The 26,516-nt window shown below is 63.4% G+C and carries 25 protein-coding genes and 2 pseudogenes; 16 read left to right on the top strand and 11 right to left on the bottom strand.

The genetic code is table 11. From position 1 onward, the window contains the following. Window positions 1-149 precede the first annotated feature (149 nt). Complete coding sequence (locus FPJ27_RS36590) at window positions 150-494, bottom strand: hypothetical protein (RefSeq protein ID WP_239483226.1); 345 nt, start codon at window positions 492-494, stop codon at window positions 150-152. A gap of 217 nt (window positions 495-711) precedes the next feature. Further along, entirely contained in the window at window positions 712-1,341 is a 630-nt protein-coding gene (locus tag FPJ27_RS18000; RefSeq protein WP_175960074.1) for a TetR family transcriptional regulator, read from the bottom strand. A 132-nt stretch (window positions 1,342-1,473) separates the two neighbouring features. Between FPJ27_RS18000 and FPJ27_RS17995 the strand changes: the two genes are divergently transcribed. The 9 genes and pseudogenes from FPJ27_RS17995 to FPJ27_RS36585 all read left to right on the top strand — a co-directional run. Further along, a complete protein-coding gene (locus FPJ27_RS17995) occupies window positions 1,474-2,556 on the top strand; it encodes an alkene reductase (RefSeq protein ID WP_204422012.1) in 1,083 nt (360 codons plus the stop codon). 56 nt (window positions 2,557-2,612) lie between these two features. Further along, window positions 2,613-3,401 carry an SDR family oxidoreductase gene (locus FPJ27_RS17990; protein ID WP_072440264.1) on the top strand — a complete coding sequence of 263 codons (789 nt, stop codon included), beginning with the start codon at window positions 2,613-2,615 and terminating at the stop codon, window positions 3,399-3,401. Between the two features lie 223 nt (window positions 3,402-3,624). Continuing rightward, entirely contained in the window at window positions 3,625-4,470 is an 846-nt protein-coding gene (locus FPJ27_RS17985; RefSeq protein ID WP_072440266.1) for an alpha/beta hydrolase, read from the top strand. Between the two features lie 56 nt (window positions 4,471-4,526). After that, window positions 4,527-4,925, top strand: coding sequence for a helicase (locus FPJ27_RS17980; protein WP_072440268.1), 399 nt, complete (start codon window positions 4,527-4,529; stop codon window positions 4,923-4,925). A gap of 6 nt (window positions 4,926-4,931) precedes the next feature. After that, entirely contained in the window at window positions 4,932-6,182 is a 1,251-nt protein-coding gene (locus FPJ27_RS17975) for an NADH:flavin oxidoreductase/NADH oxidase family protein (RefSeq protein WP_072440270.1), read from the top strand. 46 nt (window positions 6,183-6,228) lie between these two features. After that, complete coding sequence (locus FPJ27_RS17970) at window positions 6,229-6,810, top strand: TetR/AcrR family transcriptional regulator (RefSeq protein WP_072440271.1); 582 nt, start codon at window positions 6,229-6,231, stop codon at window positions 6,808-6,810. Between the two features lie 71 nt (window positions 6,811-6,881). Then, window positions 6,882-7,745, top strand: a complete 864-nt coding sequence (locus FPJ27_RS17965; protein WP_204422011.1) for an alpha/beta hydrolase — start codon at window positions 6,882-6,884, stop codon at window positions 7,743-7,745. A gap of 310 nt (window positions 7,746-8,055) precedes the next feature. Then, window positions 8,056-9,057: an NADP-dependent oxidoreductase gene (locus FPJ27_RS17960; protein ID WP_072440273.1), complete on the top strand. Its 1,002-nt coding sequence runs from the start codon at window positions 8,056-8,058 to the stop codon at window positions 9,055-9,057. Between the two features lie 242 nt (window positions 9,058-9,299). Continuing rightward, window positions 9,300-9,886 (top strand): annotated as a pseudogene (locus tag FPJ27_RS36585) (transposase); the annotation flags it as partial. Window positions 9,887-10,092: 206 nt separating this feature from the next. Here the strand turns inward: FPJ27_RS36585 and FPJ27_RS17945 are convergent. Both FPJ27_RS17945 and FPJ27_RS17940 read right to left on the bottom strand, forming a co-directional pair. Beyond that, window positions 10,093-10,773 (bottom strand): glutathione S-transferase family protein, encoded by a 681-nt coding sequence (locus FPJ27_RS17945; RefSeq protein WP_204422009.1) that lies wholly within the window; start codon window positions 10,771-10,773, stop codon window positions 10,093-10,095. A gap of 160 nt (window positions 10,774-10,933) precedes the next feature. Beyond that, complete coding sequence (locus tag FPJ27_RS17940; protein ID WP_204422008.1) at window positions 10,934-11,686, bottom strand: SDR family oxidoreductase; 753 nt, start codon at window positions 11,684-11,686, stop codon at window positions 10,934-10,936. A gap of 143 nt (window positions 11,687-11,829) precedes the next feature. Here FPJ27_RS17940 and FPJ27_RS17935 point away from each other — a divergent pair, with 143 nt between their 5' ends. Further along, complete coding sequence (locus tag FPJ27_RS17935) at window positions 11,830-12,717, top strand: LysR family transcriptional regulator (protein WP_204423250.1); 888 nt, start codon at window positions 11,830-11,832, stop codon at window positions 12,715-12,717. A 19-nt stretch (window positions 12,718-12,736) separates the two neighbouring features. Here the strand turns inward: FPJ27_RS17935 and FPJ27_RS17930 are convergent, their stop codons facing one another. Further along, window positions 12,737-13,090 carry a hypothetical protein gene (locus FPJ27_RS17930; RefSeq protein WP_239483225.1) on the bottom strand — a complete coding sequence of 118 codons (354 nt, stop codon included), beginning with the start codon at window positions 13,088-13,090 and terminating at the stop codon, window positions 12,737-12,739. A gap of 176 nt (window positions 13,091-13,266) precedes the next feature. Here FPJ27_RS17930 and FPJ27_RS17925 point away from each other — a divergent pair, with 176 nt between their 5' ends. Then, window positions 13,267-14,457, top strand: coding sequence for a M20 aminoacylase family protein (locus tag FPJ27_RS17925; RefSeq protein WP_072445230.1), 1,191 nt, complete (start codon window positions 13,267-13,269; stop codon window positions 14,455-14,457). Window positions 14,458-14,511: 54 nt separating this feature from the next. After that, window positions 14,512-15,834 carry an MFS transporter gene (locus FPJ27_RS17920; RefSeq protein ID WP_204423249.1) on the top strand — a complete coding sequence of 441 codons (1,323 nt, stop codon included), beginning with the start codon at window positions 14,512-14,514 and terminating at the stop codon, window positions 15,832-15,834. A 36-nt stretch (window positions 15,835-15,870) separates the two neighbouring features. Here FPJ27_RS17920 and FPJ27_RS17915 read toward each other — a convergent pair whose 3' ends face one another. Then, window positions 15,871-16,791: a LysR family transcriptional regulator gene (locus tag FPJ27_RS17915; protein WP_204422007.1), complete on the bottom strand. Its 921-nt coding sequence runs from the start codon at window positions 16,789-16,791 to the stop codon at window positions 15,871-15,873. A 136-nt stretch (window positions 16,792-16,927) separates the two neighbouring features. On the opposite strand from FPJ27_RS17915, the gene FPJ27_RS17910 reads away from it, so the two are divergent. Both FPJ27_RS17910 and FPJ27_RS17905 read left to right on the top strand, forming a co-directional pair. Further along, the gene (locus FPJ27_RS17910) at window positions 16,928-17,701 is read left to right on the top strand and encodes a transporter substrate-binding domain-containing protein (protein ID WP_204422006.1); all 774 of its coding nucleotides are present in this window, start codon (window positions 16,928-16,930) and stop codon (window positions 17,699-17,701) included. A 56-nt stretch (window positions 17,702-17,757) separates the two neighbouring features. Continuing rightward, entirely contained in the window at window positions 17,758-18,873 is a 1,116-nt protein-coding gene (locus FPJ27_RS17905) for a succinylglutamate desuccinylase/aspartoacylase family protein (protein ID WP_204422005.1), read from the top strand. Window positions 18,874-19,092: 219 nt separating this feature from the next. Here FPJ27_RS17905 and FPJ27_RS17900 read toward each other — a convergent pair whose 3' ends face one another. Then, window positions 19,093-19,878 carry an IclR family transcriptional regulator gene (locus FPJ27_RS17900; protein ID WP_204422004.1) on the bottom strand — a complete coding sequence of 262 codons (786 nt, stop codon included), beginning with the start codon at window positions 19,876-19,878 and terminating at the stop codon, window positions 19,093-19,095. A 353-nt stretch (window positions 19,879-20,231) separates the two neighbouring features. Between FPJ27_RS17900 and pcaF the strand changes: the two genes are divergently transcribed. After that, window positions 20,232-21,434 (top strand): 3-oxoadipyl-CoA thiolase, encoded by a 1,203-nt coding sequence (gene pcaF, locus FPJ27_RS17895; protein ID WP_204422003.1) that lies wholly within the window; start codon window positions 20,232-20,234, stop codon window positions 21,432-21,434. A 92-nt stretch (window positions 21,435-21,526) separates the two neighbouring features. Here pcaF and FPJ27_RS17890 read toward each other — a convergent pair whose 3' ends face one another. The 3 genes and pseudogenes from FPJ27_RS17890 to FPJ27_RS17880 form a co-directional block, all read right to left on the bottom strand. After that, window positions 21,527-22,054 (bottom strand): DUF523 domain-containing protein, encoded by a 528-nt coding sequence (locus FPJ27_RS17890; RefSeq protein WP_204422002.1) that lies wholly within the window; start codon window positions 22,052-22,054, stop codon window positions 21,527-21,529. Window positions 22,055-22,128: 74 nt separating this feature from the next. Next, window positions 22,129-22,689: an N-acetyltransferase gene (locus tag FPJ27_RS17885; RefSeq protein WP_204422001.1), complete on the bottom strand. Its 561-nt coding sequence runs from the start codon at window positions 22,687-22,689 to the stop codon at window positions 22,129-22,131. Between the two features lie 20 nt (window positions 22,690-22,709). Next, window positions 22,710-23,069, bottom strand: a pseudogene (locus tag FPJ27_RS17880) (class I SAM-dependent methyltransferase); the annotation flags it as partial. Window positions 23,070-23,381: 312 nt separating this feature from the next. Between FPJ27_RS17880 and FPJ27_RS17875 the strand changes: the two are divergent. Continuing rightward, a complete protein-coding gene (locus FPJ27_RS17875; RefSeq protein WP_204422000.1) occupies window positions 23,382-24,926 on the top strand; it encodes a PAS domain-containing methyl-accepting chemotaxis protein in 1,545 nt (514 codons plus the stop codon). Between the two features lie 115 nt (window positions 24,927-25,041). On the opposite strand, the gene gabD is transcribed toward FPJ27_RS17875, so the two are convergent. Then, on the bottom strand, window positions 25,042-26,511 hold the full coding sequence (gabD, locus tag FPJ27_RS17870; RefSeq protein WP_034181738.1) for an NADP-dependent succinate-semialdehyde dehydrogenase: 1,470 nt from the start codon (window positions 26,509-26,511) through the stop codon (window positions 25,042-25,044). Window positions 26,512-26,516 lie beyond the last annotated feature (5 nt).

Below are 26,516 nucleotides of genomic sequence, written 5' to 3'. Positions count from 1 at the left end.
GAGCCTTCTCGACCGTCACTGCAGCATCTGCCGCAAGCCATGCGGCAGCGGCGCGGCGTGCCGGCCATGCGCCGAGCGCCGATATCCGCATCTAATCGAATCTGACATACACGTGTCATCTTCGATTAGATGCGGATATCGTTGACGCGTTATCCCGAGCTGGTGCCCGGCTCCGATTTTTCGGTGAGCTGATTCATCAGTTGATGCAGACGAGCGCAAATTTTCGCGACATCCGGATCGATCTGGGGCGGGAATTCGCTGAGGCGCGCCAGATACATACGGACCCGGACATCAATACCGTTCTCACGAGACTGACGCATCAACGCGGCGTACGGAAAGGCCAGTCGCCGCCTCAAGCGATTAGCACCATCCACAAGTCGAAGGGGCTGGAAACCCGAAGAGCGCTCTTGGTCCCCCGTGACGCCAACAACCTCGTTGCCAACGAGAAGAATCGATGCCTGCTCTACGTTGCGCTGAGCCGGGCGTGCGAGCATCTGACACTCGTCGTTCCACGGTTCAATCCCTCACCTCTCCTCAAGCTATAAGGCGTCATGTCAACAGATCATCCAAACGGCAGAAATGCGGGTCTGCTCGTGCGCCTGTACGGATAAAAGAAGAGAACGATAGTCGGCCCCGCAGGGAACAACAGTTGTCGGAGCTCTCGTATTCCATGATCTCCAATACCTTCCAGGTGGCCGTCGGCGCCCGATGTCAATTTGACTTGGCGGAGCTGTCGTTACCCTGATTGCGACCTGGTTCGCGCGCTGTCGCCGACGGGCCCAGTGTCGCGAGAATCTTGTCGCGGCATACCGTCAGGATTTCGTCGGCCAGTGGAGAATCATCCGGGCACGCGCGCGACAACACAATGGCGCCGACCGCATGCGCCATGATGTCGAGGCAGTTGGCTCGGGCCTCCGCCGAGTCTGCACCGTCTGACGAATCACGTTCTTGGACTAACGCCGCCAGCAGTCTTTCGATGCCGTCCGCGAATGTGGCCCGGACCGCTTCGGGTTGACGCGCGGCATCCCCACCCAGCGCGGCCATCGTGCAGCCGGTTGCGCGCGAGTCGCGGTGCTCGCGCGCGAGATACAGTCGCACGAATTCCGATGCGTCCACCCCAGCCGACAGCGCAACGGTCTGCGCCATGCCGCAGGCCGCCGATTCCGCCATCAGATCGGCCTTTGAGCGGAAGTGCTTGTAGAAGCCGCCGTGGGTGAACCCAGCTGCGCCCATCAGATCCGCTACTCCGACCCCATCAAAACCGCGCTCCCTGAACAGCGTCGACGCTGTCTCAACAACGTGGGCCCGGTTGGCCTGGGCCTGTGCCTTGGTGACTTTCACTTTTCCTCTCCGTGGGCGCGTTCCTGTCTGATGGCCTGACTATACATTGATGTTGGTCGTCATCAAAGTCTTGACACTTTTGATTATGGTCATCATCATTAACTCATTCCCACCACCAGACGCTGGAACAACATGTCGGAGAAAACGCTTTTCGAGCCGTACGCCCTTGGTGGCCTGACGCTCGCCAATCGCATCGTCATGGCACCGCTGACCCGCAACCGTGCCGGCGCCGGGTTGGTGCCCAGCGAGCATGCCGCGACCTACTACGCCCAGCGTGCGTCGGCCGGCCTGATCATCACGGAGGCCACTCAGGTTTCGGCCCAGGCCCAGGGCTATCAGGACACTCCCGGCCTGTACACGCCCGAGCAGATCGCTGGCTGGCGGAAGGTCACGGACGCCGTACATGCCAAGGGTGGACGCATCTTCGTGCAGCTCTGGCATGTGGGCCGCGTCTCGCACACTGACCTGCAACCTGGCGGTACGGCGCCGGTCGCACCTTCCGCTCTCCGCGCCGAGACGAAGACTTTCGTCAACAACGGATTTGCCGACGTGTCCGAACCACGCGCACTGGAACTTGCCGAGCTGCCGGGCATCGTGAACGATTTTCGACAGGCTGCCGCCAACGCTATTGCCGCTGGTTTCGACGGAGTGGAAATTCACGGCGCCAACGGATATCTGCTGGAGCAGTTCATCAAGGACGGGGCCAACCATCGCACCGACGACTACGGCGGCTCGATCGAAAACCGTGCGCGCCTGCTGCTCGAGGTGGTCGCCGCAGTGGTCAAGGAAATCGGCGCCGAACGCACTGGCGTGCGCATCTCGCCCGTTTCGCCGGCCAACGGCATTTCCTGCAGCGATCCGCAAGCGCAGTACGACTACATCGCCGAACAGCTCAGCGCCCAGGGCGTCGTCTATCTGCACGTAGTCGAAGGTGCGACTGGCGGCCCACGCGATATCGCCGCGTTCGACTATGACGCGCTGCGCCGCCGTTTCAAGCAGACCTATCTAGCCAACAACGGCTACGACTTGGAATTCGCCACCACTCAACTCAATGAGGGCAGGGCCGACCTGTTCGCGTTCGGCCGTCCGTTTATCAGCAACCCGGACCTGGTCGAACGCCTGCAGCACGGCGCCCCCCTGACGCAGCTCAACCCGGCGACGCTCTATGGCGGCGGCGCTGTGGGCTACATCGATTATCCGACGATCTCCGGCTAAAGCTCGTGCCCTTGACTGAGTCTCCGCCAGAAGAACCCTTGCAAAGGAAAGTACCCATGACCACGCTTCCGACAGTCCTCATCACCGGCGCCTCCAGCGGCATCGGCGCCACCTACGCCGAGCGCTTCGCTCGGCGTGGCCATGACCTCGTCCTTGTCGCCCGTGACAAGGCGCGACTGGATGCCTTGGCAACGCGCCTGCGTGAGGAAAGCGGTGTGGCCGTAGAAGTGCTGCAGGCCGACCTGACCCAGTCCACCGATCTGTCCGCGCTCGAGGCGCGTCTGCGCGATGACGATCGGATAGGAATTCTAATAAACAATGCCGGTGTGGCTCAGTCTGGCGGCTTCCTGCAGCAAACCTCCGAAAGCATCGAACGCCTGATCACGCTCAACACCACGGCGCTGACGAGGCTTGCAGCCGCGGTCGCTCCACGCTTTGTGCAGTCCGGTAATGGCTCGATCGTCAACATTGGCTCGGTGGTAGGTTTCGCGCCCGAGTTCGGCATGTCGATCTACGGCGCGACCAAGGCATTCGTGCTGTTCCTGTCGCAGGGCCTGAACCTCGAATTGTCGCCCAAGGGCGTTTACGTGCAGGCGGTACTGCCGGCGGCGACCCGCACGGAGATCTGGGAGCGTGCCGGGGTCGACGTGAACACGCTTCCCGAAGTTATGGAAGTCGGAGAGCTGGTTGATGCGGCACTGATTGGGTTCGACCGTCGCGAACTGGTCACGATCCCGCCACTGCACGTAGCCGGACGATGGGACGCGCTGGATGGCGCTCGCCAGGGACTGATGTCGGACATTCGACAAGCACACGCGGCCGAGCGCTATCAGCTCAACGCCTGACTATTGCCGTTTCTGCTTTTGGCGAGCGTCAGGCTGTACCTGATCTGTAAGAAGCCGTTTTTTGCATCCCGACACTGCACCCTCTGGTTGTTTCAGGGGGCGCCGTGGTCTGTAAAGCAATTGCGGCAAACGGCGGAGCGACCAATACCACGAAGACTTTGCGCCCCAAGTGTTGGCATTTCTAGCGCATTGAAGCTGCGAAGCTGCCTCAACAGGTGAAAACATGATTGACACCCATATCACTACGCCCACGCGCTTCGTGGATGTCGAAGGTACTCGATTCGCCTACCGCCGCTGGGGTAACGCAGATTCTTCGCAGCCGCCGTTACTGTTCCTGCAGCACTTCCGTGGGGGCATGGACAACTGGGATCCACTGATGACGGATGGTCTTGCGCAAAGCCGCGAAGTCATTCTCTACAACGGTCGCGGCGTCGCTTCCTCCGGCGGGCAACCACGCACGCGCATTGAGGACATGGCCGATGACGCAGCGGCCTTCGTTCGCGCACTCGGCTTGCAGCAAATCGACGTTCTGGGCTTTTCGTTGGGAGGGTTTCAGGCGCTGGACCTGACTTGGCGCCATCCCGAGCTCGTGCGCAAGCTGATGCTGCTGGGTACCGGGCCGCGCGGGGGAAATCCCGAAATGGAGCAGCGCGTGTTGACGACAGCGGTCAATCCGGTCCCGGCGTTCGAAGACTTCCTCTACCTGTTCTTCGGCCGATCAGCAGAGGCTGAGCAGGCAGCAAGGGCGTTCTGGGAACGGCGTCATATGCGAGCCGACCAAGATCCGCCATCCTCGCCGGAGGTCTCGATCGCGCAGATTGAGGCCAACGTGCTGTACATGCCGAGGCTCTCGGAAGACGATCCATTTGCGTATCTGCGCAACATCCGGCAGCCGACGTTCATCCTCAATGGCGTGAACGACGTGATGGTCCCGACGGTTAATTCGTTTTACATGGCTCGCAACTTGCCAAATGCTCAGTTGTTCATTTACCCGGACGCCGGCCACGCAGCGCAGTTCCAGTACCCGCAACGCTTCCTGGGTCACGCAATTCAGTTTCTGAGCGAGTGACGCGACGGTCGTCATAGTCCGAACGCACTTTTCGCAAGTCAAAAGGATGGCCCGAAATGCTTAAGTTCAAGTTCCTGTTGTGGGCATTCGCCCAGATGCTCAGACGTAAGATCAGGAGCGACGCCAACGCCGCACGCTACGTCGCGTCCAAGAGCCTGGTATTCCAGATTCGTACGGTTTCGGGTGCCGGGCGCTACTTTGTTGTCAAAGATGGCACCGTCCGATCGTTTGCGGGACTGGCAGCGACTCCTCGATTCACGCTCACCTTTACTAGTGCCGCCAAAGGCTTCGAGATTCTGTCGGCCAAGGATGCCCAAGCGGCTTTCCTCAGGGGGGTGAGCAGTAAAGACCTGACCATCAGCGGCGACTTCCGGGAAGTGTTGTGGTTCCAGGGCCTTACGGCGTTCCTGCAGCCTCCGAAAGTCGTCTTGCCTTACGACCGCACCGTCTTCTGAGTTGCCATGAAACCCGATCTGCTTAACCAGCCGCTGCGCCTGCCCAATGGCAGCGCTCTGCGCAACCGGCTCGCCAAGGCCGCCATGAGTGAGACTCTGGGCACCTACGATAATCGCCCAACACCGGACCTGGTGCAGTTGTACCGACGCTGGGCTGCCTCGGGGCTCGGACTGATCATGACAGGCAACGTAATGATCGACCGCCGCGCCTTGGGCGAGCCTGGGAATGTCGTGATCGAAGACGAAGCAGACTTGCCCGTGCTGCGGCAGTGGGCGGAGGCTGCAACCGCGCAAGGGGCGTCGATCTGGGTGCAGCTTAACCATCCCGGAAAGCAGTCGACCAAGGGTTTGAACGCCTTCAACCTGGCGCCTTCTGCGGTTCCTTTCCGCGAGGACATGGCAGCATTCTTCGAGACACCGCGCGAAGCGACCACGTCCGAGATTCAAGAAATCATCGAACGCTTCGGGCGCAGTGCGGCTATTTGCAAGAAGGCTGGGTTCAGTGGCGTAGAGATCCATGGCGCACATGGTTATCTGATTAGCCAATTTCTTTCTCCGCACCATAACCGCCGCAGCGACGAATGGGGCGGCAGTCCCGAGAAGCGGCGCCGGTTCGTACTGGCCGTATATGCGGAAATCCGCCGGCAGGTCGGTCCAGACTTCCCGGTCGGCATCAAGCTCAATTCGGCCGACTTCCAGCGTGGTGGATTTACGGAAGAAGAATCGATCGAGACAATCCGCGCGTTGACCGACGCGGGCATCGACCTGATCGAGATTTCTGGCGGTACCTATGAGGCGCCGGCCATGAGCGGGGCGATGCGAGAACCGAAGAAGGAATCCACCGCGGCCCGAGAAGCCTACTTCCTTGAATTTTCCCAGAAGGTGCGGGCAGCAGTCAAAGTGCCACTGATGGTGACCGGTGGTTTCCGAACGGCTGCCGGCATGAATGCGGCGCTGCACTCCAGCGCGCTGGATGTGGTGGGCTTGGCGCGTCTGCTCGCGATCGATCCTGATGCCCCCGTCGCGTTGCTTCAAGGGCGCGACAGCCTGCAGCAGGTGCACCCAATCAGTACCGGCCTCAAGACTGTCGATCGCATCGGAATCATGGAGGTGCTGTGGTACACGCGCCAGCTCAAGCGCATTGCGAGGGGTAGAGAACCGCGCCCCGACGAGAGCGGGCTTGCAGCATTCTTGAAGTCTGCATTCAGCAGCGGCTGGGGAACGTTTCGCACGCGTCGTTTGCGGGCGCGCAGTTGAGCGCCGAGGCGCTTGCGATTAGAAACTCATCGCTGATGAACGTCCTATGAAACGATCCGCCGCCCGATCAAAGGAAGCCACGCACGAGCGCATTGTCGACGCTGGCGCGCGCGTGATCCGCCGCAGCGGGTATGACGGCGTCGCCATTGGCGACATCATGAAGCACGCGGGCCTCACCCACGGTGGGTTTTACGGACATTTCGCTTCGAGAGAGGCAATGCTGGTCGAGTTGGCGGATCGGGCAGGCGCCGATGCCATCGCCACCTTTTTGCGCTGTACGGCCGCAGTGCCCGCCGAGCATTCCCTGCGGGCGCTCCTACGAGCTTATCTGTCCAAGGAGCACGTGAAAAACCCGGAGGTCGGTTGCCCAATCGCCGCCCTGGGAACGGAAATGCCGCGTCAGGCGCCGGCTGTACGACGCGTAATTACGCGCCGCATCAAAGAAATGATCGAAGTCGTCTCCCGCCAATCGGCCGATTGGGGTGAGCCCGATGCGCACAAGCGTGCCCTGGCGACCACAGCAACGATGATTGGGGCCGTGATCCTGGCGCGCGCTGTCGACGAAGAGCCGTTGTCCGAATCGATGCTTGAAGCAGCACTCGAGCATCTTGCTTGCGGCGCGGATTAAAGTCCGACTGCATTTTTTTTACCCGTCAGCATGATGCTCGACATATGAAAGTAGAACCCAAGGAGTCAATGATGAAGAGCATCAACCCAGACACCCAATCGGCCCCGTCGTTTGCTCGAGCACCGAACAACTTCGTCAAGGCGGCTGGCACTACCTTCGCCTACCGCGAACTCGGTCCGCACGGCGGAATTCCTTTAGTTTTGCTGAACCATTGGGGAGCCGTTCTGGATAACTTCGACCCGCGCATCGTCGACGGCTTGGCTCACAAGCGTCGCGTTATCACCATCGACTATCGAGGAATTGGCTTATCCGGCGGTATCGCGCCGGTGACCGTGGACGAGATGGCGCGCGACACCATCGCGGTGATTCGCGCAATGGGTTTTGATCGAGTCGACCTGCTTGGCTTCTCGCTCGGCGGATTCGTGGCGCAGGACGTGGCGCTCAAGGCGCCCGGCCTGGTGCGCAAGCTCATCCTCACTGGCACGGGTCCCGCCGGCGGTCACGGCATCGATCGTGTGGGTGCCGTGTCCTGGCCACTGATGCTCAAAGGCCTGCTAACGCTGCGCGATCCAAAGGCCTATCTGTTCTTCACCTCCACAACCAATGGCCGGCGGGCAGCAAGCGCCTTCTTGAAACGGTTGAAGGAACGTAAGATTGGCCGTGACAAAGGGCCTACACCTCGCGCCTTCCTTCATCAACTCAAGGCGATCAAGGCTTGGGGCCAGCAGGCGCCACAGGACCTCACCAACCTGCCCATGCCTGTCCTGATCGCCAATGGGGATAACGACATTATGGTACCCACCGCTTTGAGCCACGATATGGCCCGCCGCATCCCCCATGCACAACTCGTCATTTATCAGGACGCGGGCCATGGTGGAATTTTCCAGCATTACACCAACTTCGTACCCACGGCACTGGAGTTCCTATCGCAATGAATACTTTGTGAACCAGCGGCGTATGAAGTTTCTCGCGAACCCAGCAGAGCGCGCATGATTCTCGACCAAAATTCGTGACGCGCTTTGCCGAAAGCATCACCGAAATTTGGAGAAAGAAATGAAAGCAGTCCGATTTCATAAGACCGGAGGCCCTGAAACCCTGGTCTATGAGGATGTGCCAGATCCCTCACTCGCCGACGACGAAGTTCTCATTCGCGTCGAAGCGGCTGGATAGTACTCCAGCCGTGGGCGTGAGTGCGGCTCAGTTCAGCGCCTTCACAATACAACGCAACATCGGAGTAAGAGCAACATGAAAGCACTCACATTCAAACGCTATGGCAAATCACCCGAGATTGGGTTCGCCGAAGTTCCGCGCCCCACACTAAAGCCCGACGAACTGCTGGTCGAGGTTCACGCCGCGGGGGTGAACCCGATCGACAACATGATTCCGACGGGAATTTTCAAACCCGTATTGAAGTTCCAACTGCCCGCGACTATGGGGAGCGATCTGGCTGGCATTGTGATCGATGTTGGCAGCCGCGTAACTCGCTTCAAGAAAGGCGACGCAATCTTTGCAAGTCTGTTCGACCTTGGAAGAGGATCTATCGCCGAATTCGCCGTTGTACCGGAGAGTGCAGCAGCCCCAAAACCGGCTAATCTCGACTTCGTGCAGGCCGCCTCGGTTCCAATGGTCGCACTCACTTCCTGGCAAGCGCTGAAGGAACGTGCCAATCTTCACGCGGGTCAGAAGGTGTTCATTCCTGCAGGATCTGGCGGTATTGGCACGTTTGCGATCCAATTGGCCAAGTATTTCGGTGCTAAAGTAGGGACCAACACCAGTACGGGTAATATCCCGTTGGTTACGAGCCTGGGCGCGGACGAGGTAGTCGACTACAAGAAGCAAGAGTTCGAGAAAGTGCTGCGCGGCTACGATGTGGTGATTGGCACGATCAGGGGTGATGCGATTGAAAAGTCGATAGGAATCCTGAGTCAAGGAGGCAAGATCGTCTCTCTTATCGGGCCGCTGGATGCAGCGTTCGCCCGTGCTCGCGGGCTGAACTTCGTCCTGAGGTTCGTATTTGGCCTAATGAGTCGCAAGATCATGCGTCTCGCGAGAACGCGGGACGTCACCTACTCATTTCTCTTCGTACGCCCCGACGGTGCTCAACTTGCCGAGATTGGCAAACTGCTCAAGTCAGAACGCATCCATCCGGTGATTGACAAGGTATTTCCGTTTGAACAGGCAAAGGAAGCGCTTGAGTACCTAGCGCAAGGACGCGCCAAGGGTAAGGTCGTGGTCAAGATCAAGTAAGGTACCTAAGGGTTGAGTGTTGAGGCGTGCCGAGCTCGGGAATGATGTATGACTCTCAATACGCCTGCCCCTGGGCGAGTTGGCGTCAGGCGTTCGCAACGCCGAGCGTCGGGACGACTTCATTTCGCGGCACGTCTGACGACATTTTCCCCTTCGGCGTCGGCTTCGGCCGGCGAAGTGTAGTGGTCTAATGAACCCGGACACTGATTTAGGCGAGAATGCTCGCCAAGAAGAGGTGTCTGATGACCAAGCAACGTCGTGCGTTTTCCCCGGAGTTCAAACAGCAAGCCGCGTGTCTGGTGCTCGACCAGGGCTATAGCCATATGGAGGCGAGTCGCTCGGTCGGCGTCGGCGAGACGGTGCTGCGTCGTTGGGTGCACCACCTTCAGATGGAACGTCAGGGCGTCACGCCGCAGGGCAACGCAATCACACCGGATCAGCAACGTATTCAGGAACTCGAGGCGCGAATCGAACGCCTCGAGCGTGAGAAGGCCATTTTAAAAAGGGCTACTGCGCTCTTGATGTCGGAAGGCATCGAACGTACGAAGTAATCGATCAGATCGGTGCAGGCGAATCGATCGAACTGATCTGCGCGGTATTCGATGTATCGCGGTCCTGCCTGTATGCATACCGGGAGCGTGCCCAGCGCGTTGATGCCGGGCGAATGGCGTTGCGCAGCCGTGTGCACGAGTTGTTCGTCGAGAGTCGAAGCTCCGCTGGCAGCCGCTGCATCATGGGCATGATGCGCGAGGAAGGTACGGTGATTGGCCGCTTCAAGGTCAGTCGCTTGATGGAAGAGCTGGAATTGATCTGCAAACAGCCTGGCAGCCAGTGAATAATTTGCCCACCGAACGAATGCTCGATGACGATCATTCGACAATCGTCTTTCCGAGCACACGAGGCGTGTGGCATCTTTTAGCCGTGGTTCCCGAGAAGAACCTTTTTTAGCTTCCGGCTGCGGCTATAAGGTCTCGGGATGGATTTGTAACGGAGGGGCGCGTTCCAATAGAGCACGTGAGGCGATGGGGACGCGTCCTACATTTTCTCGGCCAGCACAGCCTTTTGCCGTCGCAAGTGCGCTAGAAAATGGGCCTGATAATCTACAGAAACGGCGCCGATCACACTAGCTCTTCCTCGGAGATTTCTACGCCAGGCGTTGACTTTGGGAACGTCCGCGAAAATTGACGCGACACCATCCGTCTCTAAGGTGTCGAAGTAGCGAAAGATGGGGGCAAAGACCGCGTCTACCATGCCAAAGGTCTCACCGTCGAAGTACGGACCGAGGCCTAGGACGTTTTCGAGTTGGACCAGCCGTTCTTTGAACGACGTGGCTTTTACTTCGGCGCTGGCATGGTCCTTGGCGTTCAAGTGCCCCCACGCCTCGCCCAGGGTCGCTGAGCCAAATTCAATCCAGGCTCGATGCTTGGCGCGTGCCAATGGATTGGCCGGGTAGAGATGTGGGCCGGGTTGCGTTTCGTCCAGATATTCGCAAATCGCCATACTTTCAAACAAGATCTCTTCTTCGCCGTCGGGCTGCTGGATTTGGAGCAAAGGGACCTTGGCAGTCGGTGACAGTGCCAAAAACCAAGCCGGCTTGGCGTTGAGATCCACGTTGATACGCTCGAACGCAACTTGCTTTTCAAGCAAAACGATGGCGGCCCGCTGGACGAACGGGCACAGAGGGTGACTTATCAGAGTAAGCGAGGGCATTGTCATGTAAGGCTCGAATGGTCTGTATGCAGCGGCAGTGCACCAGGATGTTTTCCGTGTCTCTGCTCTCTTTGCTTCGCGGGAGGGGAAAGCGTGATGCCGAACGCAGCACCTGCCACTCGTGCGCGAACAGAAGACGCTTTCCCCGGGCTCCGGCGTTGCTCGATCAGCGATTGAGCATGCGACCGCCATCCACGACGATTTCCGATCCGACCGTCCAACGGGACTCGTCGGAGGCCAGGTACAGCACGGCTTTGGCCACCTCCTCCGGAGTACCGAAGCGGCCGAGTGGGATGGTGGCGGCAATATCCCTGTTGACTTGTTCGCGGTAGGCGTCGGGGATGCCGAGCTTGTCGTACAGCGGCGTGTCGACCGGGCCGGGGCTGACCGCATTGATGCGGACGCCGCGTCCAAGCAGTTCCGCCGAAAGCGTCTTCGACATATTCAGCACCGCAGCCTTGGTGGCCGCATAAACGGAGGAGCGCTCTGCGCCAACATGCGCACTGACGGACGTGTTGAGCACGACCGACGCCGGGCGAGCGAACACCGGCAGCAACGCCTGGAGCAAGAAGTACGGTCCCTTGACATTGACATCGAACGAGCGATCGAACATCTCTTCCGTCCATTCCTCGATCGGCAACCAGACGGATACACCAGCATTGAGAAAGGCAACGTCTAGTTGGCCATAGTGATCCTTGATGGCTCGTGCCAGTTCCTTTTGGGCAGCGACGCTGGCCGAGTCGGCCCGTAGAACCGGAACCTCGGGTCCAAGTTCGGCTTGCGCCTTGGCGATCGAATCGGGATTGACTCCCGTGACGACGACGCGGGCGCCCTCGGCCAAAAACTGCTTCGCGGTTTCCAGACCGATGCCGCTGGTGCCGCCGGTGATAAGGGTGCGTTTACCTTGCAAGCGCGACATTGACTTCTCCTGTAAGTGACAACCAACCGTGGTCGACAGGGAGAAATGTGCACCTATGCTGATGTGGCGATAAGATGTCTGCTTTGAATATATTTCATGCTTCTGTTGCATGAATTGGGGGCCGCGTGGACCGATTTCTCTTGATGACGTGCTTCGCACGGGCCGTCGAGACGGGGAGTTTTTCTGCTGCAGGGCGAGATTTGGGATTGGGCCAACCCAACGTCAGCCGCTATGTAGCCGCGCTGGAGGACCATCTCCAAACGCGGCTGCTGCACCGATCCACACGAAAGCTTGCCCTGACGCCCGAGGGTGAACGCTACTATGCAGATATCCGCCGGATTCTTGACGCGGTGGACGAATCTGAATCGTCTTTCAGGAACAGTGTCGATCCATCGGGACTCTTGCGCGTGGCCTGTCCCACGGCGTTAGCGCATGCATATGTGTTGCCTCAGGTTCCGGTCTTTCTGGAGCGGTATCCCAGATTGACGCTGGATCTTCAGATCAGCGATCGCTACGTGAACCTTGTAGACGAGGGAGTCGAGCTCGCGATTCGCATTGGACATCTGGAGGACAGTGCGCTACGCGCCAGGCGCATAGGAATGTACGAGCGTGTGGTCGTGGCCAGCAAGGACTATCTGGCGAAACGCGGAGTTCCGGACACACCTGATGACCTGCGCGAACATGATTGCGTGGTCTACACTTTGCTGTCGTCCGGTGCGACATGGCGCTTTCGTGACGCCGATATTCCGGTCTCTGGGAGATTGCGGGTCAACTCACCCGAGGCCGTTCGAGCAGCGGTCACGGCAGGGTTAGGGGTCGGGCATGGGCCGGAATGGCTGTTCGAGGAAGGGTTAAAAAGCGGTCGTTTGCAGTTAATTCTGACCGGGCACTTTGCTCCGGCCGTCCCTGTTCAGATTGTCTATGTTGCAAACAGGTTGCTTCCAACACGGGCCATAGTGTTTATTGAATTCATTTCCGACGTATTTTCAAGGATTTCGGCTTTCAACAAAATCGCATTTCCGAAGCCTTAGGGGATTGATTGCGGCCAATCTAGGAGCATCCAGCAGAACCGAAGCCCGCGAAGCTGCGTCCAGCATCTGGCTCACCGCTCAGGATTTCTTCGGCCAACAGGCCAGACATGCCGACGAGCATTTTCCGGTTCGCAGGTAGCTCGGGAACCGCAACCCCATGTTTCAACGCCACCTTGTGCGTCTCCTCGGGGCAGGTGCGGGGACGGAACTGGCCGAGCCACGCGCACTCCTCGGAATTGCCACCCTCGTTTTTCCACACGACGGCGTCGCCAGCGCCGCCGAAGCGCTCGTAGAGCAACTTGTGGCCCGCTTCGTGGTATGCGGTGTTTCGGAGTTCTCTGGCAGCTATCTGCTCTTCCGTGTAATCGATCATCTAATCGAAGACTACACATACACGATCGCCCCCGTACTAACCCTGATTAATAAATCTTATCGCGGTGAAAAATTCCGTATCTTATTGAACCAATATCGGCTCGATATAGTGGCTCGCTTTCCCGCACGCACCGTCCGCGTGCGGCTGACACGCTGACAATCAGCAGGAGCCGCTTGATGACCACCGACGTCCGCTTCACTGAAATCGAGGATCTGATGCCCGCCGCCGGCGGGTTGCGCGAGATCCGTCACCACATCCATCATCATCCCGAACTTGCGTACGAAGAGCACGACACGGCCGCGCTCGTCGCGGACAAGCTCGGGCAATGGGGCTGGCAGGTGACGCGCGGGGTCGGCAAGACGGGCGTCGTCGGCACGCTGCACGTGGGCGAGGGCACGCGCAGCATCGGCATTCGCGCCGACATGGATGCGCTGCCGATCGTCGAGGCGACCGGCCTGCCGTATGCAAGCGGCACGCACGGCAAGATGCACGCGTGCGGCCACGACGGCCACACGACGATGCTGCTCGGCGCCGCGCAGCATCTCGCTAAGACACGAAATTTCTCCGGCACCGTGCACCTGTATTTCCAGCCGGCCGAAGAGCACGGCGTCGACAGCGGCGCGAAGAAGATGATCGACGACGGCCTGTTCGAGCGCTTCCCGTGCGATGCCGTGTTCGGCATGCACAACCATCCGGGCGCGGCGCCCGGCGTCTTCCTCACGCGGCGCGGCCCGTTCATGTCGGCCGGCGACAAGGCGATCATCACGATCGAGGGCGTCGGCGGCCACGCGGCGCGGCCGCACCTGACGGTCGACCCGGTCGTCGTCGCGGCGAGCATCGTGATGGCATTGCAGACGATCGTCGCGCGCAACGTCGACCCCGCACAGCCGGCGGTCGTCACGGTCGGCTCGATGCACGCGGGCACCGCGAACAACGTGATCCCGAACGGCGCGCGCCTCGAACTCAGCGTGCGCTCGTTCAGCCCCGACGTGCGGGCGCTGCTCAAGCGCCGCATCGTCGAACTGGCCGAAACGCAGGCCGCGAGCTACGGCGCGACCGCGAACGTCGAGTACATCGAAGGCTACCCGGTCGTCGTCAATACGGATGCCGAAACGGATTTCGCCGCGCAGGTCGCGCGCGAACTGGTCGGCGACGCGCACGTGGTCGAGCAGACCGACCTGCTGATGGGCAGCGAGGATTTCGCGTTCATGCTGCAGCAGCGGCCGGGCTCGTTCGTGCGGCTCGGCAACGGCGAAGGCGAGGACGGCTGCATGGTGCACAACCCGAAATACGACTTCAACGACCGCAACCTGCCGATCGGCGCGGCGTTCTGGACGCGTCTCGTGGAGCGTTACCTGGGGCAGTGATCGCGGTGGCGCGCGGCCGGCGCTTCCGGCCGTATTGAGAAGGAGACCGGAATGATGCAGAAAGACAATCTCGCACTGCACCCCGCACCGGCGGTGGCCGTCGAAGCCGGCGCACCCGCCGTCACGCGGCGCGGCGCGATCGCGGCGGCCGTGATCGGCAACTGGCTGGAATTCTTCGATTTCACCGTGTACGGCTTTTTCGCGGTGCTGATCGGCAAGCTGTTCTTCCCGTCGAGCGATCCGACCACGTCGCTGCTGCTGTCGGTCGCGACATTCGCAGCCGGTTTCTTCACGCGGCCGCTGGGCAGCGTCGTGCTCGGCGTCTACGCGGACCGCAAGGGGCGCAAGGCCGCGCTGAACCTGACGATCATGCTGATGGCGCTCGGCACGGGCCTGATCGCGATCGCGCCGACGTATGCGCAGGCGGGCGTGGCCGCGCCGCTGCTCGTCGTGTTCGCGCGGCTGATGCAGGGCTTCTCGCAGGGCGGCGAATTCGGCGCGGCGACCACCACGCTGCTCGAACAGGGCGGCACGTCGCGCCGAGCATTCCGCGCAAGCTGGCAGCTCGCGACGCAGGGCGGCGCCGCGCTGATGGGCTCGGGCTTCGCGGCGCTGCTGTCGAACACGATGACGAAGGATGCGCTCGAAAGCTGGGGCTGGCGGCTGCCGTTCCTCGTCGGCGTGCTGATCGCGCCGGTCGGCATGTATCTGCGCCGCCGGCTCGCGGACGATGCGCCCGGCGACAGCCATCATGCGATCGAGCGCGGCGTGCTGCACGAGCTGTTCTCGAAGCACACGCGCACGGTGCTGCTGCTGATGCTCACGGTGATGGGCGGCACGGTGTCGACCTACATCCTGACCTTCTACATGCCGACCTACGCGATCCATACGCTCGGCCTGCCGATGAAGCTGTCGATGTTCGTGGGCGTCGCGTCGGGCTGCGTGATGCTGGTCACGTGCCCGCTGTTCGGCTGGCTGTCGGACAGGATCGGCAGCCGGCGCCTGCCGATCTTCGTCGGCCGCGGCGTGCTGGTCGCGCTGCTGTTCCCGGCGTTCTGGCTGATGAACCATCATCCGACGCTGTCGGTGATCCTGCCGCTGACCGCGCTGATGCTGCTGTTCTATTCGCTCGGCTCGGCGTCGGAGATGGCGCTGATGTGCGAGTCGCTGCCGCGCCATGTGCGCGCGACGGGCATCTCGATCGCGTATGCGCTCGCGGTGACGATCTTCGGCGGCACCGCGCAGCTCGTCGCGACCTGGCTCGTGAAGACGACCGGCAGCAAGCTCGCGCCGGCCGGCTACGTGGGCGCGTGCGTGGTGCTGTCGCTGATCGCGGTCGCGATGCTGCGCGAGACGGCTCGGGAGTCGATGGACTGACGCGCGGTGTGACGGGCATATGGCGGCAAGACGCGCCTACCGCCCGCGCACCATCCTCAGGTACGACGCGAGCATCGTCGCGAGTTCCTGCGCGGCCGGCGTGAGCGGCACGGCCGCGCGCTGCAGCAGGCAGACGTCCTGCGATTCCGCCTGCTCGCGCACGGGCACCTTGGCGAGCGCCGCGGCGAACGGCCCGTGCCGCGTGATGGCTTCGGTCTCGAGCGCGAGGCAATCGGTCTGCGTGACGAGCTGCAGCGTCTCGAACATCCCTTCGACGGTCGCGAGGATCTTCGGCGGCGGCTGGCCATGCGCGTCGAAGTACGCGAGCAGCCGGTTGACGACCGGGTCGGCGCTCAGGTTCGGCGAGCGCGTGGACACCCACGCGTAGCCGGTCAGTTCCGCGAGCGATTGCGCGTGCATCGCCGGATGCCCGTTGCGGCAGACGACCACCGGCGCCGACGCATGCAGCGGCGTGACCGCGAGGTCGGTCGTGTCGGTCTGCTTCGCGACGTGCGAGATCGCGAAATCGATCGCACTTTCCCGTAGCCAGCCGATCATCATCCGCGACGTGCCGGTGCGCAGGTGCACGTCGACCTTGTCGAAGCGCGCGCGAAACGCGGTCAGCACGGGCGCGAACGCGTCGATCAGCGGTTCGGTCACGAGACCGAGCGTGACGGTGCCTTCGTATGCGCCGCTCAGTTGCCGGATTTCGCGCTCGACCTGCTCGCACTCGCCGAGGATCGAACCGGAGCGCGCGAGCAGCCGCTGGCCGACGGCCGTCGGCACGATGCCGCGATTGGTGCGCGTGAACAGCGTCGCGCCGAGCGTCGCCTCGAGGCTTTGCAGTTGCTGCGTGACGCCGCTTTGCGCGAGGTCGAGCGCACGTGCCGCGGCGCGCAGGCTGCCGTGCTCGACGACAGCCTGGAAGATGCGAAGCTGGGATAGCGTGAACGCCATGGGCAAGCGCGATGTCGGTGATCGGAAATGGTGATCATGATAAGGCAGCCGATGATTCCGGCGGCGGCGCGCGCGCACTACGATCGCCGGCAGTCCGGCTCATGCCGTTTGCCCCTTTTCCTGCCTCGCGTCGACCATGAAACGCTTCCTCGTCCCGCTCGTTTCCCTGTGCATTGGATTGGCGGCGACATCCGCCAGCGCGCTCGACGCGCACGTCGTGCGTCTCGGCATCGACCCGACCTATCCGCCGATGGACGCGAAGGCGCCCGACGGCAGCCTGAAGGGTTTCGACGTCGATCTCGGCAACGAGATCTGCCGTCGCGCGCAGTTGCACTGCCAGTGGGTCGAGCTCGAGTTCTCCGGGATGATCCCCGCGCTGCAGGCGCGCAAGATCGACGCGATCCTGTCGTCGATGGCGATCACCGAGAAGCGCGAGAAGCAGATCCTGTTCTCGTCGAAGCTGTTCCGTTTCAAGTCGCGGCTCGTCGCGCGGCCCGAGAGCGGGCTCGGCAGTTCGGCGGCGTCGCTGGCCGGCAAGCGCGTCGGCGTGCAGTCGGGCACGCAGTTCGAATCGTGGGCGCTCGCGCACTGGGCGCCGGCCGGCGTCGGCGTGGTGCCGTACAAGAGCCAGGACGACGTGTTCGCCGATCTCGTCAACGGCCGTCTCGACGCCGCGCTGCTCGGCACGGTGGAAGCCGATTACGGGTTCCTGCGCCAGCCGCGCGGCAAGGGCTTTGCGTTTGTCGGTGCGCCGCTCGATATGGGCGATCGCGGTGTCGGCATCGGCATGCGGCAGTCCGATACGGCGCTCAAGGCGTCGATCGACGGCGCGATCGCGTCGATGCTGAAGGACGGCACCTACGACAGGATCGCGAAGAAGTATTTCGATTTCAACCCGTACGGCGACTGAGCGCCGCGCATGCCGATTTCCCCGATTCCCCCGTTTTAATCCGTTCGAGACCATCGATGCAGATTCGCACCACGCCGCTCCAGTCGCCGTCGATCGGCACGCAGCGCACGCTGACGAGCTTTCATTTCGGGCCGGCCGATGCCGGTCGCAAGATCTACCTGCAGGCCGCGCTGCACGCGGACGAGACGCCCGCGATGCTCGCGGCGTTCGTGCTGAAGCAGCGTCTCGCGCAGCTTGACGCCGCAGGCCGGCTCGCGGCCGGGATCGTGCTCGTGCCGGTCGCGAACCCGATCGGCCTCAATCATCATCTGCTCGGGCAGTTCATCGGCCGCTTCGACCTGGCAAGCGGCCGCAACTTCAATCGCGACTTCCTGCCGCTCGCGGAAATCGCCGCGCGTGCGCGCGACCGGCTCGGCGACGACCCCGAACGCAATCGCGCGATCGTGCGCGAATGCGTCGGCGCGACGCTCGACGATATCGCGCCGCGCACCGAATTCGACGCGCTGCAACTCGCGCTGCTGAAGCTGTCGCATGACGCCGATGTCGTGATCGACCTGCATTGTTCGCTCGAAGCGGTGATGCACGTGTATACGAGCGACACCGCGTGGCCGGAGGTCGAGCCGCTGGCGCGCTATCTCGGCGCGGACGTGTCGCTGCTCGCGGAGGATTCCGGCGGGCATGCGTTCGACGATGCGCATCACCTGCTGTGGTCGCAGTTGCGGCAGCACTTGCCGGACGGCACGCCGATGGCGGCCGGCACCGTGGCCGTGACGGTCGAGTGCCGTGGCCAGCGCGACGTGACGTATGAATATGCGGAACGCGATGCCGATGCGCTCGTCGACTATCTGGTGTGGCGCGGCGTGGTGCGGGGCGAACGCGCGCCGCTACCGCCGCTTGCCGCGCGGGCCACGCCGCTCGCGGGCAGCGAGCAGTTCTACGCGCCGGTGAGCGGGATTCTCGTGCACCGTGCGGCGATCGGCGCGACGATCCGCGCCGGCGATCCTCTGTTCGACATCGTCGATCCGCTGACGGATGCGATCACGACAATCTCGAGCGGGACCGACGGCGTGTTCTACATGCGGCGCGCGATCCGCTTCGTGACGGCCGGTGCGCCGCTCGGCCGCGTGACGGGCACGGTGCCGGTGCGCACGGGGATGTTGCTCGGCGCGTGAGGGGCGCGGCGGGCGCGCTGTCCGATCGGCTCCGTGCAATTTCGTTCTCGTCAAATTGACCGGGCTTCCGCGCGTCACTAAATTGTGCAGCGCGGAGTTTGCTCCGTGTTCCGTGAGAAGAACGTTGCAAGAGGGTCAGAGTTGGCGGGCAGCTTGTGCTGCCCGTTTTTTTATGAGTGGATTGTCGTATCGCCGATACGGCAATCTCGAGCTGGCCGCTCACCCTCGCCGTGCCACCAGCTCCGACACCGTCTGCGAGGCCTGCTGCAGCGGCCCGAGAAACTCCTTCACCATCTGCTTCGCGGTATGCCGCTGCGCGTTGCCGCTGATGTTCATCGCCGCGATGATCTGCCCGCGCCGGTTGCGGATCGGCGCGGAGATCGACATCAGGCCCACTTCGAGTTCCTGGTCGACCACGGCCCAGCCTTGCTGGCGCACCTGTGCGATCGTCGCCTTCAGTTCGCCGAGGTCCGTGATCGTGCGCGGCGTGTGCGCGCGGATGTTGCTCTGCGCGAGCGTTTCGTCGAGCGCCGCGTCGTCGAGCGCGGACAGCAGCACGCGGCCCATCGACGTGCAGTACGCGGGCAGCCTGCTGCCGATCGACAGGTTGATCGTCATGATCTTGTGCGTCGGCACGCGCAGCACGTAGACGATCTCGGTACGGTCGAGCACCGCGGCCGAGCAGCTTTCGTGGATCTGCGCGGACAACTGCTCCATCACGGGATCGGCGAGATTCCAGAACGGCATCGACGTCAGGTACGCGAAGCCGAGCTCGAGGATCTTTGGCGTGAGCCGGAACAGCCGGCCGTCGGCCTCGACGTAGCCGAGCGTCTGCAGCGTGAGCAGGATCCGGCGCGCGCCCGCGCGCGTCAGGCCGGTAGCCGACGCGACCTCGGTGAGGGTCTGCTCCGGACGCGCCGCGTCGAACGCGCGGATCACCGCGAGGCCGCGCGCGAACGACTGCACATAGGAGTCGCCGGGTTTCTGAGTGTCTTCGGTTGTCATGAGCGGGTGGAATATCGTGCAGCCGAGAAGATAGCGCATGGGGCCTGACACGCCAACCGCGCGGCGGACCAGGCGCTTGACAGGTCGTCCCCGCACTCCCTATGATGCGTTGAACGTTCGATACACGATCTTATGTTCGTATATAGAACATTTAAGCGCATCCCGGCGGGTTATGCAAGGGGCGCGCCCCGTTCATTTCCCAGCCTTGCATGTGGCCGGAGCCAGCGCTAGCGCGCCCACTCTGATCGACCGCCGTGGGGCTGAAGTAAGCGCTAAAGCGCTAACTCCAGCCAACCACGCCATGGGATCGGACTAAGCGCTAAAGCGCCAAGTCCGATCGACAGGAGACACTGATGACCGAAGCTTTTCTGTGTGATGCGATCCGTACCCCTATCGGCCGTTACGGCGGCGCGCTGTCCGGCGTGCGTGCCGACGACCTGGGCGCGGTGCCGCTCAAGGCGCTCGTCGAGCGCAACCGCGACGTCGACTGGACGGCGATCGACGACGTGATCTACGGCTGCGCGAACCAGGCCGGCGAAGACAACCGCAACGTCGCGCGCATGTCGCTGCTGCTCGCGGGCCTGCCGCAGGGCGTGCCGGGTTCGACGATCAACCGGCTGTGCGGCTCCGGGATGGATGCGGTCGGTGTGGCCGCCCGTGCGATCAAGTCGGGCGAGGCCGCGTTGATGGTCGCGGGCGGCGTCGAGAGCATGACGCGCGCGCCGTTCGTGATGGGTAAGGCCGCGAGCGCGTTCGCGCGCCAGGCCGACATCTACGATACGACGATCGGCTGGCGCTTCGTCAATCCGCTGATGAAACAGCTTCACGGCGTCGATTCGATGCCGGAGACGGCCGAGAACGTCGCGGTCGACTACAACATCAGCCGTGCCGACCAGGACCTGTTCGCGCTGCGCAGCCAGCAAAAGGCCGCGCGTGCGCAGCAGGACGGCACGCTCGCCGAGGAAATCGTCGCTGTCACGATTGCGCAGAAGAAGGGCGATCCGGTGGTCGTGTCGCGCGACGAGCATCCGCGCGAGACGTCGCTCGAAACCCTCGCGAAGCTGAAGGGCGTCGTGCGCCCGGACGGCTCGGTGACGGCCGGCAACGCGTCGGGCGTCAACGACGGCGCCGCTGCGCTGCTGCTCGCGAACGAGGAAACCGCGAAGCGCTTCGGTCTCACGCCGCGCGCACGCGTGCTGGGCATCGCGACGGCCGGCGTCGCGCCGCGCGTGATGGGCATCGGCCCCGCGCCGGCCACGCAGAAGCTGCTCGCGCGGCTCGGGATGACGATCGACCAGTTCGACGTGATCGAGCTGAACGAGGCGTTCGCGTCGCAGGGCCTCGCGGTGTTGCGCATGCTCGGCGTCGCCGACGACGATCCGCGCGTGAACCCGAACGGCGGCGCGATCGCGCTGGGCCATCCGCTCGGCGCATCGGGCGCGCGCCTCGTGACGACCGCGATGTACCAGCTTCATCGCACGAACGGTCGCTTTGCGCTGTGCACGATGTGCATCGGCGTCGGCCAGGGCATTGCGATCGCGATCGAACGCGTCTGACCCGCGTTACGCGGCGAAGCGGCCGGATATGCGCCGCTTCGCCGTTGCCCGAACGATGCGCGGCACGACAATCGTCGTGCCGCGCATCGTCGTTAACCGGCCTGCGATATCTGCCTGAGGCGTGCGTCGAGCGCGTCGATCTCGCTGTCCGCGAACACCTCGATGCCGTGCTGGCGAAGCAATGCCGCCGTGACACCGGCCTCCGCATGCCGCCGGTTCGCGAAACTCCCGTCATAAATGAAGGTGCTGCCGCACGACGGACTGCCGTCGGCCAGGATCGCGAAGCGGCAATCGTGCGCGCGTGCGAGTGCCAGCGCGGTTTGCGCGCCGGAGACGAACGGCGCCGTGACGTCGGTTCCGTTCACGTCGACGATGCGTGCGGCGCCCGACAGAACCCGCTGCCCCGATTCACCATCCGCGATTTCGGCGGGCGGGCGCGGCACGCCGAAGCCGCCCGCCAGCTCGGGGCAGACGGGAACGAGACGCCCTTCGCGCTGCCACCGTTCGAGCGCCTCGTGCGCGGCGGTTTTGGCCGAGCCGTTGTAACGCACCGGATGGCCGACCACGCACATGCTGACGAGGATTTTCGGCATGGCCTGCGGCTGCGGTTCGTTCTGCAATTTCGCTCTCCGTGTCGGCCGATGGCGGCTGTGGCAAAGCGGGAAATTCTACGCGTCACCCGCATGCCGGTGCGTCAGTCCATCGGCCCTTCCAGATGAATGTCTTCCGGCTCGAGCGCGTACAGCGCCGGGTCGGGCGACGCGCTGACCGTGAAGCCGAGCCGCAGGTAGAAGTCGATCGTGCGCTGCGACGGCGTCGCCGACACATACAGGCGTTCGGCGCCCATCGCGCGCGCCTGCGCGTGGGCCGCGCGGTACAGCTGCTCGCCGAGCCCGCAGCCGCGCCAGTCGCGGCTCACATGCAGGAACTTCAGTTGCAGCATGTCGTGACACGGGCCGACCGGCCGGCTGTCGACGACGACCGCCGCGACCAGCCGCGCGCCGTCGAACATGCCGCGGAACCAGCCGCCGCGATCGTGGCAGTCGAGCAGGATCGGTGTGTAGTGATCGGCTTCGCCGGCGGGCCAGCCGCCGACATCATAGAACTCGGGAACGAGATGCAGCGCGCCGTCGCGCAGCACATACAGGTGGTCGATGATCTCGCGCCGGTCGATGGTCCACACGAGCGGCACCTCGTCGCGTGCGAGCGTGCGTGCGCAAAGCGCGTCGCGTTCGGCGATGGTACGGCGTGTCATGCGGCCGCCCGGTGCGTGGTGATCCCGCGCGCCCGTGCGTTCTGGCCCGGCGGCCAGCAGATCGCACCGTACGACGTGGACACGCGCTCGAAGCGCTCGCCGCGCGCAGCGGCGACGGGCATCCGGTCGAGCACGTCGGCGCGTTCGAACCGCGCGGGCAGGCCTGCGTCGGCCGGCAGTTGCCGCGCGAAGCCGATCGCTTCGTCGGCGATGTCGACGCCCGTCGCGTCCGCGCCGTCGCCGAGCAGTTCGCGTTCTTCCGAAAACAGTGTCGAGCCGCCATGGCGGAAAAAGTCGGCCTGATCGCCTTTATGGCTGTTATGCGCGACCGTCGCCGTATTCCATGGCAGCCGATTCAGTTCGTGCAATGCCTTTTTCATCGAATTCGAATATTGGTTGAATTGAGCAGAATAGACCGAATTGTTTCGCCGTTCGCAATGGATGCCGGTATTGACACGCTGTGCGGCGAGTTGTGACATGCGGATCGGCGTGCGCGGCGATTATCGCCGGATTATTTGATCGAAATCATGATGCAGGCCGAATTGCATATTTTATGTGAGGAAAGGGTAAGGTTTTCTGCCGGATTGCCGACAGTAAAAATGAAGACCGTCGTAAAGCGATAAACCGTTTTTCGGCTACTGAGCGCGATTTCAGCGCGACGCGGACGACAGATCCGCCTTTCGGAGCCTTGCATGCGCAACAACCAGCCCGTTACCCAACAAGAATTCGATTTTCCCGACGACGTCACGCTGATGTCGACGACCGATGCCGACGGCACCATCACGTACGCGAACACGACGTTCGCGCAGGTGAGCGGCTTCTCGAACGAGGAGCTCGTCGGCCAGCCGCACAACGCGGTGCGCCACCCGGACATGCCGAAGGAGGCGTTCGCCGACATGTGGGCGACGCTCCGGCGCGGCGAGCCGTGGACCGCGCTCGTGAAGAACCGCCGCAAGAACGGCGATCATTACTGGGTGCGTGCGAACGCGATCCCGGTGATGCGCAACGGCGAGCCGCAGGGCTACATGTCGGTGCGCACGAGGGCGCCGCGCGACGAGACCGAGTCCGCCGATGCGCTGTATCGCGCGTTTCGTCAAGGCAAGGCCGGCCAGCGCCGGTTCCACAAGGGGCTGGTCATCCGCACCGGGCTGCTGCGCATTGCGTCGCTGTCGCAGACGATGTCGGTGCGTGCGCGCGTTCATTCGGCGCTATGCGTACTGGCGCCGGCTGTCATCGGCGCGGGCTGGGCATGCGGGCTGGCCGGCGCCGGGCTCGAGGCGTTTGCCGGCGCGACAGTCGGCGTGGTGGCGGCGGCCGGGCTGTGGCTCGACGCGCAGATCGTGCGGCCGCTGCAGCAGCTGCACGACCAGGCGCTGAACGTCGCGACCGGCGAGAGCCGGCGCGGCGTGCGGATGAACCGCGTCGACGAGATCGGCATGACGCTGCGCACGCTCAACCAGCTCGGGCTGATGTTCCGCTGGCTCGTCGACGACGTCAGCGAACAGGTGCACAACGTGCAGCGCGCGAGCAACGAGATCGCGCAGGGCAACAACGACCTGAGCGCGCGCACCGAACAGGCGGCGTCGAGCGTGCAGGAAACGGCCGCGTCGATGGCCGAGATGACGGCGACCGTGTCGAGCAACGCGGAGACGGCGCTGCAGGCGAATCAGTTGTCGGTGTCGGCGAGTGAGGCGGCCGGGCGCGGCGGGCAGGCGGTGAGCGAGGTCGTCGCGACGATGAACGACATCACCGACAGCTCGCGCAAGATCGCGGACATCATCGGCGTGATCGACGGGATCGCATTCCAGACCAACATCCTCGCGCTGAATGCGGCAGTCGAGGCCGCGCGTGCGGGTGAACAGGGGCGCGGCTTCGCGGTGGTCGCGGGCGAGGTGCGGGCGCTCGCGCAGCGCAGCGCGAACGCGGCGAAGGAAATCAAGACGCTGATCGGCGCGAGCGTCGAGCGGGTCGAATCGGGCGCGCGGATCGTCGACGGCGCGGGCAAGACGATGGAGGACATCGTCACGCAGGTGAAGCGCGTGTCGGACCTGATCGCGGAGATCAGCTCGTCGACGGCCGAACAGAGCACGGGTGTCGCGCAGGTCGATCAGGCGGTCGTGCACCTGGACAACATCACGCAGCAGAACGCGGCGCTCGTCGAGCAGAGCACGGCGGCGTCGGAGAGCCTGAAACAGCAGGCGACGCGGCTCGTCGATGCGGTGAACGTGTTCCGCTGATCGCGGGGAGGAGAGGCGACGCGGGCGCGGCGGAGAGGGGCACCGGCCCGCGTCGGACCGCCCGGTTCCGGCCGGGCGGTCAGGGCCCGTCACCGAAGCGACAGGCCCTGAACCGTCACACGGCGAGGCAGAGGTACTTGATCACGACGTAGTCGTCGATGCCGTAGTGCGAGCCTTCGCGGCCGAGGCCCGACTGCTTGACGCCGCCGAACGGTGCGACTTCGTTCGAGATCAGGCCCGTGTTCACGCCGACCATCCCGTATTCGAGCGCTTCGGCGACCTTCCACACGCGGCCGATGTCGCGGCTGTAGAAGTAAGCGGCCAGACCGAACTCGGTGTCGTTCGCGAGGCGGATCACCTCGTCGTCGCTGCCGAACTTGAACAGCGGCGCGAGCGGCCCGAACGTCTCTTCCTTCGCGACCTTCATCGCCGGCGTGACACCCGTCAGCACGGTCGGCTCGAAGAAGCCGTGGCCGAGCGCGTGGCGCTTGCCGCCCGTCACGACGGTCGCGCCCTTCGCGAGCGCGTCCTCGATGTGTGCTTCGACCTTCAGCACGGCCGCTTCGTTGATCAGCGGGCCTTGCGTCACGCCCGGCTCGGTGCCGCGACCGACCTTCAGCTGGCCGACCGCCGCCGCGAGCTTCTGCGCGAACTGGTCGTACACGGCTTCATGCACGTAGAAGCGGTTCGTGCACACGCAGGTCTGGCCGCTGTTGCGGTATTTCGATGCGATCGCGCCCTGCACGGCCGCATCGAGATCGGCGTCGTCGAACACGATGAACGGCGCGTTGCCGCCGAGCTCCAGCGATACCTTCTTGACCGTCGCCGCGCACTGCGCCATCAGCAGGCGGCCGACCGGCGTCGAGCCGGTGAACGACAGCTTGCGCACGATCGGGTTCGACGTCAGTTCGCCGCCGATCGCCTTCGGGTCGCCCGTGACGACACTGAACACGCCGGCCGGCACGCCCGCGCGCTCGGCCAGCACGGCCATCGCGAGCGCGGAGAACGGCGTGGCCTCGGCCGGCTTCACGACGATCGGGCAGCCTGCGGCGAGCGCCGGGCCGACCTTGCGCGTGATCATCGCCGCCGGGAAGTTCCACGGCGTGATCGCCGCGCACACGCCGATCGCTTCCTTCGTCACGACGATGCGCTTGTCGCTCGCCGGCGTCGGGATCGTGTCGCCGTACACACGCTTGCCTTCTTCCGCGAACCACTCGAGGAACGACGCCGCATAGCCGATCTCGCCCTTCGCCTCGGCCAGCGACTTGCCCTGCTCGGTCGTCAGGATCAGCGCGAGGTCGTCGGCGTTTTCCATCATCAGGTCGTGCCACTTGCGCAGGATGACCGCGCGTTCCTTCGCGGTCTTCTTGCGCCACGCCGGCCATGCGGCGTTCGCGGCGTCGATCGCGTGACGCGTCTCGGCCGTGCCCATCGCGGGCACGGTGCCGAGCAGGCCGCCCGTCGCCGGATTGCGGACTTCGAACGTCTCGCCGTTCGATGCGTTTTGCCATTCGCCGTTGACGTACGCCTGCTGGCGGAACAGCGACGGATCTTTCAGTGCCAGGGTTTCCTGAACCGTGCTCATGTGTA

This window comes from Burkholderia sp. MS455, from assembly GCF_016899445.1.
In the GTDB taxonomy this organism is placed as follows: domain Bacteria; phylum Pseudomonadota; class Gammaproteobacteria; order Burkholderiales; family Burkholderiaceae; genus Burkholderia; species Burkholderia pyrrocinia_C.
Note: the sequence above shows the minus strand (reverse complement) of the source record. Positions and strands in the feature narration are given on the sequence as shown.

Excerpts from the sequence above, each read along its gene's own strand:
- FPJ27_RS17900 (WP_204422004.1), bottom strand. The coding sequence starts at position 19,878 with ATGACAACCGAAGACACTCAGAAACCCGGCGACTCCTATGTGCAGTCG.
- FPJ27_RS17885 (WP_204422001.1), bottom strand. The coding sequence starts at position 22,689 with ATGACACGCCGTACCATCGCCGAACGCGACGCGCTTTGCGCACGCACG.
- FPJ27_RS17920 (WP_204423249.1), top strand. The coding sequence starts at position 14,512 with ATGCAGAAAGACAATCTCGCACTGCACCCCGCACCGGCGGTGGCCGTC.
- FPJ27_RS17995 (WP_204422012.1), top strand. The coding sequence starts at position 1,474 with ATGTCGGAGAAAACGCTTTTCGAGCCGTACGCCCTTGGTGGCCTGACG.
- FPJ27_RS17905 (WP_204422005.1), top strand. The coding sequence starts at position 17,758 with ATGCAGATTCGCACCACGCCGCTCCAGTCGCCGTCGATCGGCACGCAG.
- FPJ27_RS17875 (WP_204422000.1), top strand. The coding sequence starts at position 23,382 with ATGCGCAACAACCAGCCCGTTACCCAACAAGAATTCGATTTTCCCGAC.
- FPJ27_RS17930 (WP_239483225.1), bottom strand. The coding sequence starts at position 13,090 with ATGATCGATTACACGGAAGAGCAGATAGCTGCCAGAGAACTCCGAAAC.
- pcaF (WP_204422003.1), top strand. The coding sequence starts at position 20,232 with ATGACCGAAGCTTTTCTGTGTGATGCGATCCGTACCCCTATCGGCCGT.
- FPJ27_RS17945 (WP_204422009.1), bottom strand. The coding sequence starts at position 10,773 with ATGACAATGCCCTCGCTTACTCTGATAAGTCACCCTCTGTGCCCGTTC.
- FPJ27_RS17940 (WP_204422008.1), bottom strand. The coding sequence starts at position 11,686 with ATGTCGCGCTTGCAAGGTAAACGCACCCTTATCACCGGCGGCACCAGC.
- FPJ27_RS17960 (WP_072440273.1), top strand. The coding sequence starts at position 8,056 with ATGAAAGCACTCACATTCAAACGCTATGGCAAATCACCCGAGATTGGG.
- FPJ27_RS17965 (WP_204422011.1), top strand. The coding sequence starts at position 6,882 with ATGAAGAGCATCAACCCAGACACCCAATCGGCCCCGTCGTTTGCTCGA.
- FPJ27_RS17910 (WP_204422006.1), top strand. The coding sequence starts at position 16,928 with ATGAAACGCTTCCTCGTCCCGCTCGTTTCCCTGTGCATTGGATTGGCG.
- FPJ27_RS17980 (WP_072440268.1), top strand. The coding sequence starts at position 4,527 with ATGCTTAAGTTCAAGTTCCTGTTGTGGGCATTCGCCCAGATGCTCAGA.
- FPJ27_RS17925 (WP_072445230.1), top strand. The coding sequence starts at position 13,267 with ATGACCACCGACGTCCGCTTCACTGAAATCGAGGATCTGATGCCCGCC.
- FPJ27_RS17975 (WP_072440270.1), top strand. The coding sequence starts at position 4,932 with ATGAAACCCGATCTGCTTAACCAGCCGCTGCGCCTGCCCAATGGCAGC.
- gabD (WP_034181738.1), bottom strand. The coding sequence starts at position 26,511 with ATGAGCACGGTTCAGGAAACCCTGGCACTGAAAGATCCGTCGCTGTTC.
- FPJ27_RS17915 (WP_204422007.1), bottom strand. The coding sequence starts at position 16,791 with ATGGCGTTCACGCTATCCCAGCTTCGCATCTTCCAGGCTGTCGTCGAG.
- FPJ27_RS17935 (WP_204423250.1), top strand. The coding sequence starts at position 11,830 with ATGACGTGCTTCGCACGGGCCGTCGAGACGGGGAGTTTTTCTGCTGCA.
- FPJ27_RS17990 (WP_072440264.1), top strand. The coding sequence starts at position 2,613 with ATGACCACGCTTCCGACAGTCCTCATCACCGGCGCCTCCAGCGGCATC.
- FPJ27_RS17970 (WP_072440271.1), top strand. The coding sequence starts at position 6,229 with ATGAAACGATCCGCCGCCCGATCAAAGGAAGCCACGCACGAGCGCATT.
- FPJ27_RS36590 (WP_239483226.1), bottom strand. The coding sequence starts at position 494 with ATGCTCGCACGCCCGGCTCAGCGCAACGTAGAGCAGGCATCGATTCTT.
- FPJ27_RS17985 (WP_072440266.1), top strand. The coding sequence starts at position 3,625 with ATGATTGACACCCATATCACTACGCCCACGCGCTTCGTGGATGTCGAA.